The organism is Winogradskyella ouciana (assembly GCF_009709615.1).
In the GTDB taxonomy this organism is placed as follows: Bacteria; Bacteroidota; Bacteroidia; order Flavobacteriales; family Flavobacteriaceae; genus Winogradskyella; species Winogradskyella ouciana.
Genome location: NZ_WJYA01000002.1, coordinates 351,128 through 371,528, shown reverse-complemented (window position 1 = coordinate 371,528; position 20,401 = coordinate 351,128). Strand labels below are relative to the sequence as shown.

Annotated in this window: 17 protein-coding genes and 1 pseudogene; 16 read left to right on the top strand and 2 right to left on the bottom strand. The window is 35.5% G+C overall.

Features of this window, described 5'->3' with window-relative positions:
- Window positions 1-178 precede the first annotated feature (178 nt).
- The 8 genes and pseudogenes from F1003_RS02450 (at window position 179) to F1003_RS02410 (ending at window position 9,339) form a co-directional block, all read left to right on the top strand.
- Window positions 179-868, top strand: a complete 690-nt coding sequence (locus F1003_RS02450) for a DUF6090 family protein (protein ID WP_155087612.1) — start codon at window positions 179-181, stop codon at window positions 866-868.
- Window positions 869-872: 4 nt separating this feature from the next.
- Complete coding sequence (locus F1003_RS02445) at window positions 873-1,622, top strand: DUF6090 family protein (RefSeq protein ID WP_155087611.1); 750 nt, start codon at window positions 873-875, stop codon at window positions 1,620-1,622.
- 206 nt (window positions 1,623-1,828) lie between these two features.
- Window positions 1,829-3,277 carry a serine hydrolase domain-containing protein gene (locus F1003_RS02440; protein ID WP_155087610.1) on the top strand — a complete coding sequence of 483 codons (1,449 nt, stop codon included), beginning with the start codon at window positions 1,829-1,831 and terminating at the stop codon, window positions 3,275-3,277.
- A gap of 232 nt (window positions 3,278-3,509) precedes the next feature.
- Entirely contained in the window at window positions 3,510-4,157 is a 648-nt protein-coding gene (locus F1003_RS02435) for a DinB family protein (protein ID WP_235898261.1), read from the top strand.
- 33 nt (window positions 4,158-4,190) lie between these two features.
- Window positions 4,191-5,093 carry a nuclear transport factor 2 family protein gene (locus F1003_RS02430; protein ID WP_155087608.1) on the top strand — a complete coding sequence of 301 codons (903 nt, stop codon included), beginning with the start codon at window positions 4,191-4,193 and terminating at the stop codon, window positions 5,091-5,093.
- 278 nt (window positions 5,094-5,371) lie between these two features.
- On the top strand, window positions 5,372-6,418 hold the full coding sequence (locus F1003_RS02425) for a proline iminopeptidase-family hydrolase (RefSeq protein WP_155087607.1): 1,047 nt from the start codon (window positions 5,372-5,374) through the stop codon (window positions 6,416-6,418).
- Window positions 6,419-6,737: 319 nt separating this feature from the next.
- Window positions 6,738-7,709, top strand: a complete 972-nt coding sequence (locus tag F1003_RS02420; RefSeq protein ID WP_155087606.1) for a hypothetical protein — start codon at window positions 6,738-6,740, stop codon at window positions 7,707-7,709.
- 295 nt (window positions 7,710-8,004) lie between these two features.
- A pseudogene (locus F1003_RS02410) lies at window positions 8,005-9,339 on the top strand (sulfatase-like hydrolase/transferase).
- 495 nt (window positions 9,340-9,834) lie between these two features.
- Here the strand turns inward: F1003_RS02410 and F1003_RS02405 are convergent.
- Together F1003_RS02405 and F1003_RS02400 are read right to left on the bottom strand one after the other, a co-directional pair.
- On the bottom strand, window positions 9,835-10,215 hold the full coding sequence (locus F1003_RS02405; RefSeq protein WP_155087603.1) for a RidA family protein: 381 nt from the start codon (window positions 10,213-10,215) through the stop codon (window positions 9,835-9,837).
- A 266-nt stretch (window positions 10,216-10,481) separates the two neighbouring features.
- On the bottom strand, window positions 10,482-13,283 hold the full coding sequence (locus F1003_RS02400) for a putative LPS assembly protein LptD (protein ID WP_155087602.1): 2,802 nt from the start codon (window positions 13,281-13,283) through the stop codon (window positions 10,482-10,484).
- A 110-nt stretch (window positions 13,284-13,393) separates the two neighbouring features.
- Between F1003_RS02400 and F1003_RS02395 the strand changes: the two genes are divergently transcribed.
- From F1003_RS02395 to F1003_RS02355, 8 genes are read left to right on the top strand one after another with little or no spacing between them, the layout of a single operon-like run.
- A complete protein-coding gene (locus tag F1003_RS02395) occupies window positions 13,394-14,512 on the top strand; it encodes an N-acetylmuramoyl-L-alanine amidase family protein (RefSeq protein ID WP_155087601.1) in 1,119 nt (372 codons plus the stop codon).
- A gap of 54 nt (window positions 14,513-14,566) precedes the next feature.
- Window positions 14,567-15,514, top strand: coding sequence for an MlaD family protein (locus F1003_RS02390; protein ID WP_155087600.1), 948 nt, complete (start codon window positions 14,567-14,569; stop codon window positions 15,512-15,514).
- Window positions 15,515-15,527: 13 nt separating this feature from the next.
- Window positions 15,528-16,841, top strand: a complete 1,314-nt coding sequence (locus F1003_RS02385; protein ID WP_155087599.1) for a 4Fe-4S dicluster domain-containing protein — start codon at window positions 15,528-15,530, stop codon at window positions 16,839-16,841.
- Window positions 16,834-17,004, top strand: coding sequence for a hypothetical protein (locus F1003_RS02380; protein WP_155087598.1), 171 nt, complete (start codon window positions 16,834-16,836; stop codon window positions 17,002-17,004). Before F1003_RS02385 ends, F1003_RS02380 begins: the two co-directional genes overlap by 8 nt.
- Window positions 17,005-17,009: 5 nt before the next feature.
- The gene (locus F1003_RS02375; protein WP_155087597.1) at window positions 17,010-17,792 is read left to right on the top strand and encodes a (Fe-S)-binding protein; all 783 of its coding nucleotides are present in this window, start codon (window positions 17,010-17,012) and stop codon (window positions 17,790-17,792) included.
- Between the two features lie 8 nt (window positions 17,793-17,800).
- Entirely contained in the window at window positions 17,801-18,313 is a 513-nt protein-coding gene (locus tag F1003_RS16790) for a PH domain-containing protein (protein ID WP_155087595.1), read from the top strand.
- Window positions 18,306-19,805 (top strand): PH domain-containing protein, encoded by a 1,500-nt coding sequence (locus F1003_RS02360; RefSeq protein ID WP_155087594.1) that lies wholly within the window; start codon window positions 18,306-18,308, stop codon window positions 19,803-19,805. The genes F1003_RS16790 and F1003_RS02360 overlap by 8 nt, the downstream gene beginning before the upstream one ends.
- Window positions 19,806-19,840: 35 nt before the next feature.
- Complete coding sequence (locus F1003_RS02355; RefSeq protein WP_155087593.1) at window positions 19,841-20,326, top strand: ABC transporter ATPase; 486 nt, start codon at window positions 19,841-19,843, stop codon at window positions 20,324-20,326.
- Window positions 20,327-20,401: the final 75 nt, after the last annotated feature.

Below are 20,401 nucleotides of genomic sequence, written 5' to 3'. Positions count from 1 at the left end.
ATGTAAAGATTATTACAATCTATTATCTTTAATCTAAGGCGGATTACCATTGTCTGTGATTCTGCAACAGTCCATATATAAAACAGTTGGCTTTATGATTTTGTAATTCCAATAAATTAAAAATCATATCTTTAGAGACACCAACCAACAAGATCCCGGCTTTCTCGGGAAAAAGAATATGATTAAATTCTTTCGACGAATCAGACAAAACTTGCTTTTAGAAGGAAAAACTGGAAAGTATTTAAAGTATGCTATAGGCGAAATTGTGCTGGTGGTCATTGGTATTTTAATTGCGTTGAGTATTAATAATTGGAATCTCAACCGAAAGCAACACAATGCTGAAAAGGAATTTCTACAAGGCATCAAAGCCGATCTAAAAAAGGACAAGGACTATATTGATCTTGTAATAGAAAGACAGCAACCAAAGCTCGATGTCTTTAATTATTTAAATACGGCGTCAACCAAGCTTCATACTGAAAACGCCATTGAGGTTGATTCGTTATTTAAAATATATTTTTCAAGCCAACGTACGTTTTATCCCATTTCTGGTTCCTTTGAATCGGCCGTTTCAGGCAATAAAATCAATTCATTTAAAGACAAAGCTATTACCAGTGCACTTATTAAACTTTATAACACTACCTATGCGCGTTTAATTGATAATGGCAACATCAGTGATGACCGATGGGATTTTCTTAGTAAAAAATACCGCCATGAACGACGAACAGGCATTAATGAAAGCATGAGTGATGCCCAACTTTCAGCACTCTTGGATGATATGTATCACCATTTTGTGCATATGCGCTGGTATCAAAATCAATTAACGGATGCCAATAACGAAATTGATGCCATATTAAATAACATAAAATAAACTAATGATAAAGTTCTTTAGACGAATTAGATTTAACCTTATGAGTGAAAACAAAACGGGAAAGTATCTTAAATATGCCATAGGTGAGATTATCCTTGTCGTCATTGGAATTTTAATTGCACTACAGATAAATAATTGGAATGAAAATCGAAAAGCTCTAATTAAAGAGAATGCGCTTTACTCAAGTATAATGAGCGATTTAGGAGTAGATAAAGACAAATTGAACATAGTATTAGAAGGATTACAATCGTTTAAAGACACTCAATTTCAAGTGTTTAATGAAAGTATTGGTGAGGCTGTTTTTGATAAAAATACCTTTTACGAAGATTTGAGATGGGGCGAACGGTTCAATCCTATTGTTAAGGAAAACCATAATATCACAATTTCTACTATAAGTAATGAAAGTATAAGGGAAGAATTGAATCAATATTTTAAACTTGAAGAACGAACCAAAGAAGCGATTATGTTCTCGAATAATAAAAGAAGAGGAGATTTGCGTGCTTTTCTAACCAAAAATGGCATTTTAAACACTAAAGCTCTCTATTCGGAGACGAGTTATGAGTTTGAACCATTTAGAGAACTAAAATTTATTAATTATGAAAAATTAAAAAGCCAGTACGGAACTGTTGAATTGGACCAAATTCTTACGGAGTTAAGAATTGATACAGCTTGGGCAATCACAAATATTCTTGACCTAATTGAAGCAAATAATAAATTACAGAAGTCACTTGAGTTAAAAATAACGAAAGGCTAACAAAGTACTGTGGTAAAAAACAAGTAAAATCTCATTAATTTTTCACTAAGGTACTTTTATATTCAGCATCGTCAACCAATTCAGATTTTGCTATGGCAAAAGCTTGTTTTAACAACTTATCGGTTTTTTATTTGCTAAGTTAGTTTCTTGAGCATATGACGACACTTTGGCAAAACCGTTGTATGCCATTTAAAAATTCAATATAGATGAAAAGCTTTCTGACTTTAATCTCACTAATTATCGTTTTCATTGGGAAAGCACAGACATCAATGTCTGATGAGAAATCTATTGAAATTGACAATTACATAGACTATATAATGAAGGAGCAGAAAATTCCTGGACTAGCTTTAGCTATTACACATAAAGGAAAAATCTTAAAAAAGAAAACCTACGGTTTGGCAAGTATCGAATATAATGTAGCTGTAACAGACTCATCTTCTTTCTGGCTCGCTTCTGTTTCAAAACATTTTACCGCAACGGCTATCATGCAACTTTATGAAAAAGGAATTCTTGATTTAGATGATGAGATTCATCAACATTTACCTGATGCACCAAACAACTGGAGAGGAGTTACAATTCGGCATTTGTTGACTCACACCTCTGGTCTTCCTATCTCTCGTAACGCATCTGCTTGGAGCAATAGATCAGCAAAAGGCACTTATACCGCTAAACAAATTTATGAGAATTCGAAAAAAGACACCTTAGTTTTTAAGCCAGGAGAAGATTTTCTTTATAGTGATGAGGGTACTTATTTATTAGGATATATTGTCCATAAAATTAGTGGTTTGTCGTTTAATGATTATATGCAAAAAATGATTTTTGAGCCTTCGGGTATGTCATCTGCTTACATGATGGATCACTTTAAAATTCATCCTAACCAAGTCACTGGCTATTCATTAAAAAATGGTGAGATTATTCCCGACCGCAATTCCTATCGTTTAATTGATACAGAACTTAATGCTGCTGGAGGAATTTATGCAACGATTGATGATATGATCCATTGGGAATATGCGATGACTAATAATCTTCTGCTGACTCAAAAAAGTAAAGATTTGATGTGGAGCTCTCATAAATTAAATAATGGGTATCCAACCCACTATGGCTTTTGTTGGAATACTCAAATGATTCAGGGCAAAAGAATTATTTATCACCCAGGAGTGGCTGGGACTGAATACTTGCGTTTTGTTGACGATTCTCTTAGTATTATAATATTGACAAATCAAGCAAAATACGAAAGAGCAATTTCACAAAAAGTTGCAGAAATTATAGGAGTTTCACCCCATATTAAGGGAGAAGATATAAGATCAGAATATGTTAGTATTAAAAAGCCAAAGAATAAAGCGTTGGAGTTGTTAATTGGAGAATTTGAATTCGTACCCAATGAAAACTACTATTTAGATGATATCATAAAGATGGATATCGTTTTAAAAGAAAATGAACTTTGGATTGAGTATCCAGCAAAAAAAGAATACCGAAAACAACATAAGCTCGCTAAGTTAGATAATGGAAGGTGGATTCAGTTATCTTGGGAACCAACTTATGTTGAAACTAGTTTTGAGCTTCTACAGAATAACAAAAACATATCCTTTAAGGTATATGAAGATTATGGCCTTGGTTATGATATACATGTAGGAGAATTGAAAAAAGTGAACTGAATCCAGATATGTGAAAAAACTGCATAATGGAATAGCTATATGTGATTGTTTTTACTAATCAACGTCTTCGATGCTTGGACATGCTTAGCATAGGTAAGTTTAAGGTATCTCTACTGATATGAGCACAGGAATTTTAAGTCTGGGTTATATTTGCTAACTTTAGAAGCTAACCTTGCAACTACCAATAAATTAAACTGTTAGATGCAATTTAAATGCATACCAAATGGAATTTATGAAAACCTCTAGAAGGAAATTTATTGGCTCATCTGCTCTGCTTACTGCTGGAGCTTTATTACTTCCAAACGTTGGAATGGCATCAAATGAATATCAATCCAATCCAGATGATTTATATCTTATTGGTCCCAAAGAAGGATTTACAACGCATATAGGAACCATGCTTTCTATGATGACAATGATGAGAGCTTGGGTAGTGCGGCAAGTGAAAAACCTCACTGTAGAAGAGTTAGATTTTCAAATATACGATACATCCAATTCCATTGGCGCCATGCTCTTTCATTTGGCGGCTACTGAAAAGTACTATCAATTAAATACTTTTGAAAATATTCCGTGGGGCGAATGGGATCAAGCCATTAAGGATGAATGGGATGTTGCATCCTCTCTCGGAGAACGTGCACGTGATATTATTAAAGGCAATGATATTTCTTTTTATTTAGAAAAACTCGAGTCTGTGAGAAGCTATACCATCGAAAAATTCAAGGAACTTGACGATAGTTGGCTAATGCAATCAGAGCCTTTTTTTCCTATAAAAAGAGGAACCTTGGGTGAAACTAACAATTATGCCAAGTGGTTTCATGTCTGTGAGCATGAGTCCAATCATAACGGACAGATAAAATTTATTAAAAGTCGAATTTCTGACTAGAAACGATTAGCAAAACTTATAAACCAACCCAATATGAATAAAACCATTATTTTCTCAATAAGCTTAATTTTTGCTTTCAATTCAGTTTTCGGGCAGACGAACGACGAAAAATATGGAGACGACGTTAAATCAATAGATGCCATAATAAATGCCTATTACGATGTTGTTTCAGGTTCTAGTAGTGATCCTTGGGAATTTGAACGCGATAAGTATATACATTCAGAACATGCAGTAATTACAAGGTTGGACGATAATGGAAAAGCCGAATCTCACACTCTTGAAGCGGAATATATACCAATGGGCTTATCACCAAAAACGGATTTTTACGAAAAGGAACTTAAAAGAGAAGTCAGTAAGTTTGGGAATGTTGCACAAGTTTGGAGTGCCTTTGAAATACGAACGGACCCAAAAATTGAATCCGATATTAGAGGACTAAATAGTATTCAGCTTCATTATGAAAATGGACGATGGTGGATAGATAGTTGGACGTGTGAAATGGCATCTGATAAAAATTCTGTAGTGACTGAGTTTATGACTACTGACGACATAAGTACTTCGTCTGCAATAGACGACATAAAAGAAATGGAACAGCTACAAGTACAGGGAATTCTTGAAAAAGATTCAACCCTAATTAAAAAATTACTTCACAAAGATTTAATTGTTAATGCACCGAGTAATACTGTGGTTGACCTAAATATGGCCATGGAAGCTCTTAAACTAGGATATATTGATTATACATCCTATGAACAAAGCATTGACAACATAAAAGTTGTTGAAAACATAGGCATAGTCATGGGTTTAGAAACTGTAATGCCAACGGGTTTAACAGGTAAGGCTGGGACTATAGAAAAAAGACGGTTTACAGATATTTGGATGTATAAACATGGCCAATGGATAATGATTGCGAGACAGGCCACAAATATCTATAATGAATGATTAAGAAAAATCCAATAGTCCAATGCTGTACTCAAAACGGAATTTCAAAAACAATGAAATTAATCGGGATATAAAAACTTTGTATATTTACCTGTATATGAAGATGGTATGGACAGTTTTGCTTTATTACTACTTTGCTAAAGCTACGTTGTAGAAACTATGACCTTCCAGAAATGGAAACCATGCCAAATGGTGAAAGAACTTTTCACATTGTGGATATTGACAGCAATAACATTCATATTATTGAACGAAAATACTAATCAAAAACTCACACAGTCATGAAACATTTCACATCTTTAACACTTATTATCCTACTTCTTATTATGAGTTGTACTGATAAGCAGGATAGTAATAAAGCAATAGAGAAGAGTAGTTATCTTGACTATTCCAATAGTGATGACCAAGTTACTGGTGGAATTAAAATGATTCCAATCGAAACTCCAAAAGGCACTTTTAATGTCTATACAAAACGTATGGGAAATAATCCTACAATGCGTGTATTGTTGCTTCATGGTGGTCCTGGTGGAACTCATGAAGAATTTGGAAATTTTGATGGTTACTTACCAAATGAAGGTATTGAATACATTTATTATGACCAGCTCGATTCCTACTATAGTGATAAACCCAATGACTCCACGCTTTGGACTACCGAACACTTTGTTGAAGAAGTAGAACAAGTAAGAAAAGCTTTAAATCTTAATAAAGACAACTTTTACTTGCTTGGGCAGTCTTGGGGTGGAATATTAGCCTTGGAATATGCATTGAAATATCAGGATAATTTAAAAGGGCTTGTAGTCTCAAATATGGTGGCTAGTGTTCCTGAATACAATACCTATGCACAAGAAGTATTAGGGCCACAACTACCAAGTGATGTCCTGAAAGAAATAAAAGAAATAGAAGCCAATAAAGATTATGCCAATCCGAGATACGAAGAACTCTTAATGGAACATTTTTATACTGAGCATATTTTACGCAAACCTTTGGAAGAATGGCCAAAATCAGTACACCTCTTATTTGAACATCTCAACTCAGAAATTTATGTCTATATGCAAGGACCGAGTGAATTTGGCATTACCGATGAAGCCACATTGAGTGATTGGGACGTTTCTGACAGACTGCAAGACATTAAAGTTCCGACTTTAATGTTAGGTGCTAAACACGACACCATGGATCCAAAATATATGGAATGGATGGCATCTGCAGTGCAAAATGGCCGCAGTATTACCACCAACGGAAGCCATCTGTCTCAATTTGATGATCCTGAAACTTTTTTCCCAGCGGTAATAAGATTTATTAAAGATGTAGATGAAGGGAAGTTTAATTAAAAACAAACCACAGCAACTATGATTAAATTCTTTAAGCACATAAGGCAACAACTACTTTCCGAAGGTAAAATCGGAAAGCCTGCCTGCAGTAACATATAATTTATTGCTAATCAGAGTCTGCCTTTCCACAGGTTCAGGCACTAACTGAGTTTATTCATGGCAACCAATTTTATCTTATTATTTTGGAAAAATTATGAAGGTTATGACAACAAGGGAAATAAAATTAAGTAACACAGTACAACAATGTATTTAGCTTACCACGAGAAAGGTAGTTATCTAAGCATTGGCAATAATAACAATTAACCAAATACATAAAATTATGAGAACTTTTAAAAATTATAATGCAAAAACTTCCTTAATAGGTCTGTTTATCATCGTTTTATCTACATTTTTGTCTTTACAGTCTTGTAAAAATGATAAAAAAGAAACAGAACAAGACCCTATTGTTGAAGAACAAGAAAATGTTATAGAAATTATAACAGAGGAGATGGATTTTCAAATGCCAGATACTATTTCCTCGGGATGGAATACCTTTCGATATAAAAACCTATCACCTCAAACACATTTTTTTCTTATAGATAAGTATCCTGAAGGAAAGACTTCAGATGATGCAGAAAACCTAGTCGCCCCAGTGTTTGATAGTGCCATGCAACTCATTATGGAAGGAAAAACTGAAGAAGGCTTTGCTGAGTTTTCAAAACTTCCAGAATGGTTTGGTGAGGTTGTGTTTGTTGGTGGTTCTGGATTACTTTCTCCAAATCAAACAGGAGAAACAACACTTAATGTAAAGCCTGGGAAATACATTATTGAATGTTATGTAAAAATGAGTAATGGCGTGTTCCACACTTCAATGGGTATGACAAAAGATATCGTGGTTACTGATGCAGATTCAGGGAATAAACCACTGACTTCTGATATTGATATTAGTATTTCGAGTACGGATGGAATTGTTTTTAATGACTCAATTAGTCCGGGTGAGCATATCTTTTCGGTATTGTATAAAGACCAAATAACACATGAAAATTTTGTTGGTCACGATATTAATCTTGTTAAGTTAGATGAAAATGCCAATCTTAAAGAGTTAGAAAATTGGATGAATTGGGCTGATCCAAAAGGATTAATAGAACCAGCTCCAAACGGTGTTACTTTTATTGGTGGCGTAAATGATATGCCAGAGGGTAATATTGGATATTTCTCTGCAAATTTAGAGCCGGGTAATTATGCGCTAATATCTGAAGTACCTAATGCATCGAGTAAAAATATGCTTAAAACATTTGAAGTGGTTAAATAGTATGATTTAAAAAATCATAGATGCAAACTTATGATGATTATAATTGCTTACGCCAGCCTGGCTTTTATGCCTTTGGCAGATAGATTGATAGATAAGGTTAGCACGTAGTGCTTCCGTTATTGTAATTTACTATCTTTAGTCCACGGAGGTAAATTATCCTTTCGATGTTTCGACGGGTTAGGTATCAACTGATTTTATTCATGGTACATTTGTTAGATTAAGGTATTTATGAATCTAGGTTGACTTTAGTAACTAAACCAAAGGCGAGATCGTTTTAAGTCATGCAAATTTTAATATGAATAGAATTTTACTACTTGCATCTTTTGTTTGTTTTTTAATGTCTTGTAGCTCAAAAGAAGATAACCTAAGACTTAATATTATCTTCATTATGGTTGATGATTTAGGATATGCAGACCTGAGTATTTATGGAAATGATGCATTTAGTACACCAAATATTGATCGATTTATCAAAGAAGGTGTAAAATTCACAAAGGCATACGCAGCAGCACCATATTGTTCTCCAACAAGGGTTGCATTAATGACTGGAAAATATCCTTCAAAATTTAAAATTGGATTGAGAGAGCCTATTACTTTGAGTGAAGCTGATTTGTAATTAGGTCTGTCTCCAGAAATACCCACTCTAACTTCAATATTAAAAGATAATAATTATAAAACAGCCTTATTCGGTAAATGGCATTTAGGACAAAACGAAAAATTTTTGCCCAGTAAGCATGGAGTTGATCGGTTTTTTGGGATTATGTGTGGGGCAGCTGATCATATAGATCACAAGCCTTTTGATAGAAAGAGAGATTTACTTTTTAAAAAAGATATACCTAATTTATATGAAAATGATAAACCAACATCAAAAAAGGGCTATTTAAATAATTTAATTACAGAATACTCATTGGATTATATTTCAGAGCAACACGATAAGCCTTTCTTCTTGAGCATTCAATATACGGCACCTCATTGGCCATGGCAATCACCAACTGATTCTCCTGTAGATAGTCTTAGCTATTCCTCATCTGGAAGTTTAAAAACATACGAATCCATGCTTAAAAATTTGGATGATAATTTTGGAAGACTCATGAAACGGCTCAAAGAAAAAGGGTTAGATGCCTCTACATTGGTCATATTTACAAACGATAATGGTGGAGCTAAATTTTCTAATCAGGGTGATCTGAAAGGAATGAAGGGAAGTCTTTATGAGGGTGGAATTAGAGTACCAGCTGCCGTACGCTGGCCTACTGTTACCACGCCAAATACTACTGCTGAGCAGGCAGTTATAACGATGGACTGGACAAAAACAATATTGGAAGCAGCTAACTGTGATGATTTGGAAGGTCTAAATCTAGACGGAATCAACTTAAAAGCCTTTTTTAAAGAACCGTCAAAAACAAATGAGAGAATTTTGTTTTGGAGAATTACAAATAGAAAACAAGAATTTGCCATTAGAAAAGGAAATTTTAAATACTTGAGAAATAATGAAGGAGAATTTCTCTTTAAGCTTGATGTTGATATTTCTGAAAGTATGGATTTGAAAAATATAGAACCAAATACTTTTAAACAATTGAAACTTGCCGCTGACAGTCTAAATATTACACTATTAAAACCTGATGAGTATAAATAAACCTTGGTTATCACTTTTATTGGTTAACACAAAGAAAATTTTCTAACTTTTTTAAGACCTAGTCGCGACGAAAAATAGTGCAATACTTAAGAGTAGCTCACCATAAATAAGAAAGTTAAAGCCCTTAAGATCGTTTTGAAAACAAATAAAGACATTAGTGAAATAAGAGATTTTAAATTCTTTACACCTCAAAAAGCTGTATCTGACAATAATATAATTTTTATAGCAGGAAGTTCTATCGACGATTATAATAACCGCTGACATGTCTATTTAATCATTAGAGATGATGGTGATATTTGTAGACTCATCGATTACACTATACCTTCTTACAGTTGACAAATTATTAAACAACAAAATACTATAGCCAAAAGTGCTTATTATTCACTGTGGTTGAATTGCTTACGTCAGCCTGTCTGCTATACCTTTGGCGGATAGGTTTGTTCGTTGTGCTCGTGTCATAAAGAAACCATAACCGAGACCGTTTATTGCAATCGTCTATTTCACCGCAATCATACTAATCTCCACATTAACAAACTTCGGTAAATTAGCCACTTCAACAGTTTCTCTAGCTGGAGCTGTGGCTTCGTCAAAGTATTTGGCATAAACGGAGTTGATTTTTGAAAAGTTGTTCATGTCGCTAATAAAGATGGAGGTTTTAATAACGTTTTCAAAAGTCATATCAGCAGCTTCTAAAACCGCTTTCATATTTTCCATCACTTGGTGGGTTTCTACTTCAATGGAATCCATAACCAATTCCATGGTTACTGGATTTAAAGCAATTTGCCCTGAGGTATAGAGTGTGTTGCCTACCAATACAGCTTGGTTGTAAGGTCCGATTGGTGCTGGTGCTTTTGGTGTATTTATTATTTTTTTCATTCCGCGTGTGCCTTCGTTAGGGAAGGTGTTTTGTTTGTTTCAAATTTAATGAAATTATTTCTATGATATGGTGGGATTGCTTTGTCCTCATAATGATGCTAGGGTAGAGCGGTGAGATTGCTTCGTCCTTCGTCCTCGCAATGACGTTCCGTTTTTGTAGAGGGATTGCTTCGTTCACTTCGACTGTTCTTACGCTAAAGCTTCAGCGACACGCGTGCGCTCAGTGTGACACCTCGCAATGACAGTTCATTTTTGTAAAAAGAGAGCTAGTTACCCAATCGTCGGTCTGGTTGGCGACGTTGATCGTATTTTAAATCCTTCAGTAAGTTAGACTTAATACCAATAAAGAAATTCCAAGAGCTTCGATCACTGAATGGTACCCAAGTAAAATTCATGCGCCAGCTCAATAAGTCACGCTCAAAACGCAATTGTGTAAAGGTAAATCCATTGTTTAAGAAATCGTAACCTGATGATGCACCAACAGACCATCGTGGCGAAAGTTCCACATCTCCAGAAAACATCAATGAGTGTGACGATACTCGGTCTTCGCGCCTTGTATTGGTGTAGTTGGCGGCATAAGCCAAACGCAAGTTCCAAGGCATTTTATAATTATAGAACTCATTGTTTTCTTCGTCATCACCTCCTTTGCTTCGGTCTTTATCTGTGAGGCGTCTATCGGCAAAATCCTGTGTTTTACCAAAGAGGTCATCCGTTCTGCTATTAGAGGTTGCAGCTCGTCTTTCGGCTTCTTCATCTTCTTCGTCAGTCGTATCCTTGCCAGAAAAACTGTCGTTATTTAATGAGTAGCTGATATTTATATTGGCAGAGGTCAGCCTGAATAAACTCCCTCCATTATTGATATTAAATTTGTCGATGAGATTGTTGTTGCTATCTAAGGCATAAGGATTTAAAGTCATACCAAAGTTTATGTTCATCTTTTTATTTAGAATCTGGGTTCCGCCATTTACACGAACCGGACTAATATTCAGCGAATCTGCTGCAAGGTCATAGGCCGTGGAAAAGTTAAGGTTATTGAGCAAGAAGATTTTTTCCGACTCGGTTTTGGTAGAATCCTTAGACCGCACCTTGGCTTCAATATTGTTACCAACCGAAAGACCTATATTACTGGAGTAGCGGTTGCCAGGTCTTCCGAATAATGAATTTTCGAAACGCGTGTATTCTACCTGGTCTATGGTGGTACCATCGGCATCAATAACATCATAGGTTTCGTAATATTGGTCAAAAGCAGGACTGACGGAATAACTTAAAGATGGACGCACTACGTGCCGTATGGCCTGTATTTTTGGGTCTTTGTCTTTCTTTTCAAAATTATACATTCCGTATAGAGTGGTTCCGATACTTGCTCCAAAGTTGTAGGTTAAAAAACGATCATAGCCGTTAATGTTAATAGGTTCTGAAGTCTCACCAACAAAAATATTGTTACGTCTAACTGTTTTTAAGGTCCAGGTCTCTTCAAAATTAGCATTTGTACTCACACTAAAATGATCGAAGAGCTTAAAGTTAGTCGTCACCGGAATACTATAGCGCATACCAGCCACCGCATCTTCAAACATTTCACTTTTCCCAAATAAGGAATCTGTTGTATTAATGCGATATTCACCTCTCGCATTCACCTGAAAGTTGATATTTTGTATAATGCCTTTCTTGGTGCCCGATTTGGGTGCAAATGGATACACTCTCGTCATCGAAGCCTGCATGGTCGGTAAGGTTAAATTTATGGCTTCCGTATTGGTGTTTTGATTGTGTGTGGCCGTTAAGCTTAAGTTTACTTGTGGTTCACCCTGAAAAGTTTTAGAATAGGACACCGAAGACGCCAAGGTATTATTTAAGAAATTCGCTTGGTTTAACTGGTTGATGGATTGTTGATAGTATTGACTACTACCCAGGTTTACCGAAGCCGAAAATCTGGAAGTTGGATTTGCCTTAGCATCTTGGTTATGCGACCACCGAATATTATATATGGTGCTTTGACTAAAGTCCGGAAAACCACGCTCGCTATTTAAAAGGTTTTCGTATCTAAAGGCTACGTTACCCCTAAACTTATACCTTACGGCATAATTACTTTCTAAACGAAGTCCATAACTTCCATTGGTATAATAATCACCGAGTACTGCCAAATCCACATAATCGCTTATGGCAAAATAATACCCTCCATTCTGTAGAAAGTACCCTCTATCGTTACCTGTATCTTCACCAAAGGACGGAAAAATAATTCCTGAAGTTTGTTTTTTGGTCATTGGGAAATATGCGAAAGGAATGGCTATTGGTGTGGGTACATCGTAGATGTACATTTGGCTCATCCCAGTCACAATCTTCTTATTAGGTACGATCTTGGCTCTATTCATTAAAATGTAGTACTCTGGATCGTCTAGGTTTTCTGAAGTAGTGAATTTCCCTCTCGAAATAAAATATACCGAATCGTTTTCTCGTTTTGTGCGCTCAGCAATAACGGTTCCGCCACTTTGTTCGGTTACGGAATTATAAATCAAAGCTTTTCTCGAATCCGTATTAAAAATAATAGAGTCGGGTTCTATAACATTGGCTCCCTGTGTAAAAACAGGTTTTTGCGAATAGCCTGTAGAATCTTTTATACGCCCAGCATACACTAAGTTTTTACTGTAATCTATCACTATAACACCAGCTTTAATCTCCATGTCTTCATAGAGTACTTGGGCTTCGTTATACAAACGGATTTGCTGTTTCCTTTGGTTTATAGCTACATAGTCTGTTGCTTTGTAAGTGACAATGTCCTTTAAAAAGCCTTCTTGCTTTACGGAATCCTGCTCGGTGGAATCTGTCGCTTTAGTATTAATGGGTTTATTTAATAAGGAATCTAGTGCTACTTTGGTAGTGTCCTTAGCGACTAGAGTAGAGTCCTTTTTTTGATTGGCAGGAATCGTAGTGTTCTTTTTTGGTAATTCTTGGGCAAAGCTAAAAGTGTTGATAAACACTGTAAAACTCAAGGCAAAAAGTATGTGTAGACTATTTGTACGCAATCCTTTTAGATGTATTTTTGTAAAAGTATGGCTCGGTTTTTGAAACGCCAAAAGTACAGTTATTTTTTTGTGATTAATTTATTAAAATAATAAAGTTTAAAAATACTGTTTCACAACAATGCGTGTGTAATAATCAGAGTTTATAAACCGTTAGATTAAATATGCAAACGAAGCGAAAATATATAATAGTATCCTTAGTTCTCACATTTATCACTTCTTTAACATGCTTTGTTCCTTTACAGGCACAAGAGGATAAGTTCGTAGTGGTTTTAGATGCTGGCCATGGTGGACATGATCCTGGTCGACCTACAAAAAATGGCTATAAGGAAAAGGATATTGCTTTAAAGATTGTACTTAAAATAGGTGAGGAACTCGAAAAGAATCCTGATTTTAAGGTGATATACACACGTAAGACAGATGTGTTTGTAACGTTGAGAAACCGTGCTAAAATAGCCAACAAAGCCGATGCAGACCTATTTGTTTCTGTACATTGTAATGCTCATCATTCGCAAGCCTATGGTACAGAAACTTTTGTATTGGGAGCTAAAAATTCTGAACGTAATATGGCTGTTGCCAAAGCAGAAAATGAAGTGATTTTTTTAGAGGATAACTACGAGGAACACTATGCTGGCTACGATCCAAGCTCGCCAGAATCTACCATTGCCATCGGTATTGAACAAGAAGTCTATGTTGAGCAGAGCATTAATTTGGCACGTAAGGTTGAAGATAACTTCTCTGGTAAACTTAAACGAAAGAGTAGAGGCATAAAGCAGGCCAGTCTTTGGGTAATGCACAATACCTATATGCCTAGTGTCCTTATTGAAACTGGATTTATAACCAATAAAAATGAAGGAGCCTATCTCAATAGTAGTAAAGGCCAAACAGCTATTGCCAATGCTATAAGAGACGCTATAATTGCTTACAAAAAGGAATTGGATCAGAACGTTGGCAGTAGTATTCTAGACGCCAGTCAAGAAACGGTAGAAGCCTTGGAAGACATTCCCTTAATTTATGAAGACATAATATTTAAGGTACAGATTGCAGCCAGCTCTAGGGATTTAGAACCAAAATCATACAATTTTAAAGGACTTTCGGACCTGAGCAAAGAAAAGGTTGGTAAACTCTACAAGTATTTTTATGGCAGTACCTCAGATTTTAACAAAGCCAAAAGACTACAGGAGGAAGCCAAGACTAAAGGCTATTCCTCTAGCTTTGTGGTTGCCTTTAAAGACGGTAAACAAATAGATGTTTCCGAAGCTTTAAAATCTGCCACTAATTAGAAACATTATTAATATTTTTATTCCTAATTTTGTTTTGAATCAAAGCTTAGCCCATTGAAAATTTCAAGAGAAGTTAAAACAGCCATACTCGTATTATCTGGCATCGCACTTTTTATATATTTATTTTCATTCTTAATGGGTGAAGATATATTCGAAAACTCACAGACCTACTACACCGAATTTGAATATAACGCACTGAGTTCAGCCTCACCAGTTACCATAAAAGGTAACAAAATAGGTAAGATTGAAGATATCATTTATGATTTTGAAACCGGTAAAACACGAGTTTCTTTTTCGGTTAATCCTAAATTAAAGTTTTCTAAGAACAGTAAAATCAGACTTTACCAAACCGGATTGATGGGAGGCAATGCGCTAGCCATTATTGATGCCAATGATGGAGAATTGGCAAAGCCAGGAGATTTTATAGCTTCTGAGGTTAAACCAGGAATCGTTTCTGCTTTGGAAAAGGATTTTTCTAAAGTCAGTAATGATCTAGATAGCACTATCCGTTCTGCTGATACTCTAATGACCAATCTTAATGCCTTGGTGATTGATGAATCTGAAGAAGGCTTAAAGAAGACCATTGCAGAATTGAATTCTACATTAAAGTCTTTCAAAAATTTATCCTATTCCATACAAGGAGTTATAAAAGACAATGACGAAAGGATTGCTTCGGTACTCGAAAATTTTGAAAAAACAAGTAAGGATTTAAGCGAATTGTCAGCTGAGTTAAAAGAAGTTGATTTGACTAAAACTGTTGAGAACCTTAATAAGACCTTAACTGGTATTCAAGGTGTAATGGCGAGTATAGATAACAACGAAGGCACTTTAGGAAAGCTTTTAAACGATGACGGATTATACAATAACCTTGAAGCTGCTTCAAAAGAAATGCAATTGCTGCTATTAGATATAAAACTGCATCCTGCCAGATACAGACGTATTTTGTCTAAACGGGAAATCCCTTACGAAGAACCTACAGAAGAGCAGTTAAATAACAATTAGACTCAATTTAAGTATGGAGTATATACCAAACATTATTTTTGCCGCCATCCTGGTTTTGGGTATTGGCTATTTTACTAGAAATATTAGGAAACTTATCCGTAACATTAAATTAGGTCGAGAAGTTGATGCCAGTGATAACAAAGGGGAGCGTTGGAAAAATATGGCGCGCATTGCCCTTGGTCAAAGTAAAATGGTAAAACGACCAATAGCCGGTTTTCTTCATATTATCGTTTACGTCGGTTTTATTATTATCAATATCGAAGTTCTTGAAATAATCATTGACGGCCTTTTCGGTACACATCGCATTGGTTTAGAAGTATTACCAGAATCTGTTTACGGTTTTTTAATTGGTGCCTTTGAAATACTCGCTGTACTTGTTTTAGTTTCGGTGATTGCATTTTGGATTCGTAGAAACATCATAAAGCTAAGACGCTTTATGGCTAACGAACTTAAAGGTTGGCCAAAAAGTGATGCGGATATTATTCTTTATTTTGAAGTGGTGCTGATGTGCCTGTTCTTAATCATGAATGCTACCGATATACCTTTTCAGAATATGGGACATGGAAACATCATTTCGCAATTTATTGCACCATGGTTTGAAGGCATGTCTGAAGGAACACTTCATATTATTGAGCGTACAGCTTGGTGGTTGCACATTGTTGGTATTTTGATTTTCTTGAATTATTTATATTTTTCCAAACATTTACATATTCTTTTAGCTTTCCCGAACACCTATTACGGACGTGTAACACCAAAAGGGCAGTTTAACAATCTTGAAGCCGTTACCAATGAGGTAAAGCTTATGATGGATCCTAATGCAGATCCTTTTGCGGCACCAGCCGAAGGAGCAGAAGAGGAAGTGCCAGAGAAATTTGGAGCAAGTGATGCCACGGATTTAAACCAAATTCAATTGCTCAATGCTTACACTTGTACTGAATGTGGACGCTGTACTGCGGAATGTCCTGCAAATTTAACAGGTAAAAAATTATCTCCTCGTAAGATTATGATGGACACACGAGACCGTCTAGAAGATATAGGGAAAAATATTGATGCCAATAACGGTGAGTTTAAAGATGATGGCAAACAGCTGTTGGGTGATTATATCACAGCAGAAGAACTTTGGGCATGTACTACTTGTAATGCCTGTGTTGAGGCTTGTCCAGTAAGTATAGATCCCTTATCCATTATAATGGACATGCGTCGTTATTTGGTTATGGAGCAGAGTGCTGCGCCAATGGAACTGAATACTATGATGACCAATATAGAGAACAACGGAGCGCCTTGGCCTTATAACCAACAAGACCGTTTAAACTGGAAAGATGAATAAAAGACAAATAATTATGCTTGTCGCCATAGCATTGATAATTTCAGGAACAGTATTAATGATAGCATTGAAAGATAGCGCATACAATTATTTAATTGGAGGAGGATTAATAGGTGGAGGTTTCGGTTTAATACCAGCTTTGTATTCTACAAAAGGAAAAAAATAAATATCATGAGCGAAGAACTAAAAGTGCCAACCATGGCAGAGTATATGGCAGAAGGCAAACAACCTGAGATTTTATTTTGGGTGGGTTCTGCTGGTAGTTATGATGATAGAGCCAAAAAGATTACGAGAGCCTTTGTGAAAATATTAAACAAAGCCAATGTAGATTTTGCTGTTTTAGGTGCGGAAGAAAGTAATACTGGTGATGTTGCCAAGCGTGCAGGAAATGAGTTTTTGTTCCAGATGCAGGCTATGATGAATATTGAAGTGCTCAATGCTTACGAAGTTAAGCGTATAGTGACTTGCGATCCGCATTCTTTTAATTGCCTAAAAAATGAGTATCCTGGTTTAGGTGGGCATTATGATGTTGTTCATCATACGCAATTCATTAAGCAACTGATCAGTGAAGGAAAATTGACCATAGAAGGCAATACCTATAAAGGCAAGCGCATTACGTTTCACGATCCTTGTTATTTGGGAAGGGGTAATGGTGAATATGAAGCTCCAAGGGATGTTCTAAAACATACCAATGGCAATATTTTGGAAATGAAACGTCATAAACGTACAGGAATGTGCTGTGGTGCTGGTGGAGCACAGATGTTTAAAGAACCTGAAAAAGGAGACATGGATGTAAATGTCCTGAGAACAGAACAAGCCTTAGAAACAAAACCTGATATTATAGCTACAGGCTGCCCTTATTGTAATACCATGATGACCGATGGTGTAAAAGCCAAAGAAAAGGAAAATGAAGTTACTGTACTAGATATAGCCGAATTGATTGCAAACTCATAGTTTTAATTATGCAATTTTCTAATTCCCAAATATTTACTGACCATTTGCCAAAAATCGATACTGTAGATTTAAAACCCATCTCCAAACAGTATTTAAAAATCATTGCGTTTAACAAGCTGATTTTATTCGGTATCCTCTTTAGCGCCTTATTTGCTTTAAAACAATTAATTGAAGAAGATGGCTTTCAGGATAACTTTCAGTATGTCATACTATTCGCCATAGGATTTTGCATATTGAATTTGATAGTGTCTTTATTGGCATTTAAAAAACGAAAATATGCAATTAGAGAACACGATGTCGTTTATGCTAAAGGCCTAATCATTAACTACCTTACAACAGTACCGATTATAAGAATTCAGCATGTAGAAGTCAGCCGAAGCTGGTTAGAAAGGCGCCTTGCTCTTGCAAGCTTAAAAATCTATTCAGCTGGTGAGTCGGGAAGTGACATGAAAATCAGTGGTCTTTCTGTTGGTGAAGCCAAACAAATCAACGATTTTATTAGTGCAAAGATTAATGGATAACGTTGATTTTTCACAGCCTATGCGACAATCCTCAAAAGGGATTCTTGTTATATTTGGTTTTAATCTCTTTCAGTTTTTTAAAAAATTCTTTGTGGCTTTATTGGCCATAGGCTTCTCGCTTATGCGCAAGAAATCACTCATGGGAGTTACAACCACCACAATTTCACTTTTCTTTGTTGGGTTGCTTATCATCATTTTGGTAGTGGCAATATTAAAGTATCTCAATTTTAAATTCCATCTGACCAAGAATGATTTTCATTTATCTAGAGGTATAATCAATAAGGACAATACCATTATCCCTAAGTCTAAAATCCAAAATGTTTATATAAAGCAGAATTTCTTACAACAGATCATCAACGTGGTATCGGTAAATATTGAAACTGCGGGAGACAAGAAATCTGAAATTGAAATTAGCGCCTTGGATAGGCCGACGGCTCTTCTGCTCAAAGACAAATTATTTAATAAAGACAGCATCAATCTTCAACAAGTTGATGAACAGCCCATCCAACCATCACAAGTGTACTTTAAAATATCCATGAAACGCTTGTTGCTGGCAGGTTTATCGCAGAATCATCTGAGGAGTTTTGGTATCATAGCGGCATTTGTCATTGGACTTTACTACCAATTTCGGGACTTTATAGAAAATTTGAATTTAAGCGATCAAGTAGAGGACTTCATCACGCTTGATGAAGCTATGATTGCTAATTTGTTGCTAACAAACCTTATCATTCTATTTTTTGTATTGCTCATTTCCGTATTGTTTTCAATAGTAAAACTCATTATTGTCAATTTTAACCTTCAGGTCATTGAGCACCAAAAAACCGTAGAAATAAACAAAGGGCTTTTCAATAAAGTGTCCTTGATTTTAACACCAAGTCGCATTCAAAATTTAATCATTAAGACCAATCGTGTAAAACGCTATTTTGGTTTGCATACGTTGTATGTTAAGCAAACTATGGTAAACCAAAAACAACAAAAGAATTTCAATATTATCGCTTTAGAGCGACCGCAGGTGGATTACTTGATAGAAAAGCTTATTGATAACTATAGCTTTAACGGTGATCGTTATAAACCAAGACCGTATTATATGAGAATATTGGCATTGCGAATGTTAATTTTTACAAGTGCCATAAATCTATTGGCAACTCTGTTTTTTGGGTACGAAGCACTATGGGCTAATTGTATTGTTGTCCCAATCGCGACACTTTTTGTCTATATATCCTATAAGAAAGCATATTATATCATTTCTGAGGATTTTGTAACGCTCGGCAGTGGTTTTGTGGATACTGTTACCAATATTCTTGAAATCCATAAGATACAAGCGGTTAAATTAAGACAATCCATTTTTCAAAAACGTCGGAAAATTGCTTCTGTAATCATTTTTACAGCGTCAAAATCCGTGACGATTCCTTACGTGAATGAATCTGAGGCAAAAAGCATATACGATTATCTGCTTTTTAGAGTAGAATCCCAAGCCAATGATTGGATGTAAAATTGTACTTTTGCCATTAGAAAAAGACACCGATTATGTTAGTTGATTTTGATACATTATCAGAAGAATCCCGTGTTTGGATATACCAAGCCAACCGTTCATTTACTGAAGAAGAGATTGCAGAACTAGAATCTAAAATCGAAACTTTTATTACTGCATGGACAGCTCACGGTAAAGATTTGCAAGCTGGTTATAAAATTGTATATAAGCGTTTTATAGTTATTGCATTAAACCAAAACTTGAATAATGCCACAGGCTGTTCTATTGATGCTTCCGTGCACTTTATTCAGCAATTGGAAAAGGAGTACAACGTAGATTTAATGGATAAAATGAACGTGTCCTTTAAGCAAGGAGAGTTTGTAGCTTATAAACCTCTGGTTGACTTTAAAACCATGGTAAAGAACCGTTCAGTTTCTAAAAACACCATAGTATTTAATAATCTGGTGACCAATATTGCAGAATTTAAAGACAACTGGGAAGTGCCTGCTAGCGAAAGTTGGCATAGTAGATTCATTAAGTAATTGGCCGATGTTGAGAAATTCTCAGCAAACAAAGACAATTATTATGCTTTTCGCATTTCGAAATATTTTTATTTT

Coding starts and splice junctions, on each gene's coding strand:
- F1003_RS02375 (WP_155087597.1), top strand. CDS start 17,010: ATGAGCGAAGAACTAAAAGTGCCAACCATGGCAGAGTATATGGCAGAA.
- F1003_RS02450 (WP_155087612.1), top strand. CDS start 179: ATGATTAAATTCTTTCGACGAATCAGACAAAACTTGCTTTTAGAAGGA.
- F1003_RS02355 (WP_155087593.1), top strand. CDS start 19,841: ATGTTAGTTGATTTTGATACATTATCAGAAGAATCCCGTGTTTGGATA.
- F1003_RS16790 (WP_155087595.1), top strand. CDS start 17,801: ATGCAATTTTCTAATTCCCAAATATTTACTGACCATTTGCCAAAAATC.
- F1003_RS02445 (WP_155087611.1), top strand. CDS start 873: ATGATAAAGTTCTTTAGACGAATTAGATTTAACCTTATGAGTGAAAAC.
- F1003_RS02360 (WP_155087594.1), top strand. CDS start 18,306: ATGGATAACGTTGATTTTTCACAGCCTATGCGACAATCCTCAAAAGGG.
- F1003_RS02405 (WP_155087603.1), bottom strand. CDS start 10,215: ATGAAAAAAATAATAAATACACCAAAAGCACCAGCACCAATCGGACCT.
- F1003_RS02395 (WP_155087601.1), top strand. CDS start 13,394: ATGCAAACGAAGCGAAAATATATAATAGTATCCTTAGTTCTCACATTT.
- F1003_RS02420 (WP_155087606.1), top strand. CDS start 6,738: ATGAGAACTTTTAAAAATTATAATGCAAAAACTTCCTTAATAGGTCTG.
- F1003_RS02385 (WP_155087599.1), top strand. CDS start 15,528: ATGGAGTATATACCAAACATTATTTTTGCCGCCATCCTGGTTTTGGGT.
- F1003_RS02435 (WP_235898261.1), top strand. CDS start 3,510: ATGAAAACCTCTAGAAGGAAATTTATTGGCTCATCTGCTCTGCTTACT.
- F1003_RS02440 (WP_155087610.1), top strand. CDS start 1,829: ATGAAAAGCTTTCTGACTTTAATCTCACTAATTATCGTTTTCATTGGG.
- F1003_RS02380 (WP_155087598.1), top strand. CDS start 16,834: ATGAATAAAAGACAAATAATTATGCTTGTCGCCATAGCATTGATAATT.
- F1003_RS02430 (WP_155087608.1), top strand. CDS start 4,191: ATGAATAAAACCATTATTTTCTCAATAAGCTTAATTTTTGCTTTCAAT.
- F1003_RS02425 (WP_155087607.1), top strand. CDS start 5,372: ATGAAACATTTCACATCTTTAACACTTATTATCCTACTTCTTATTATG.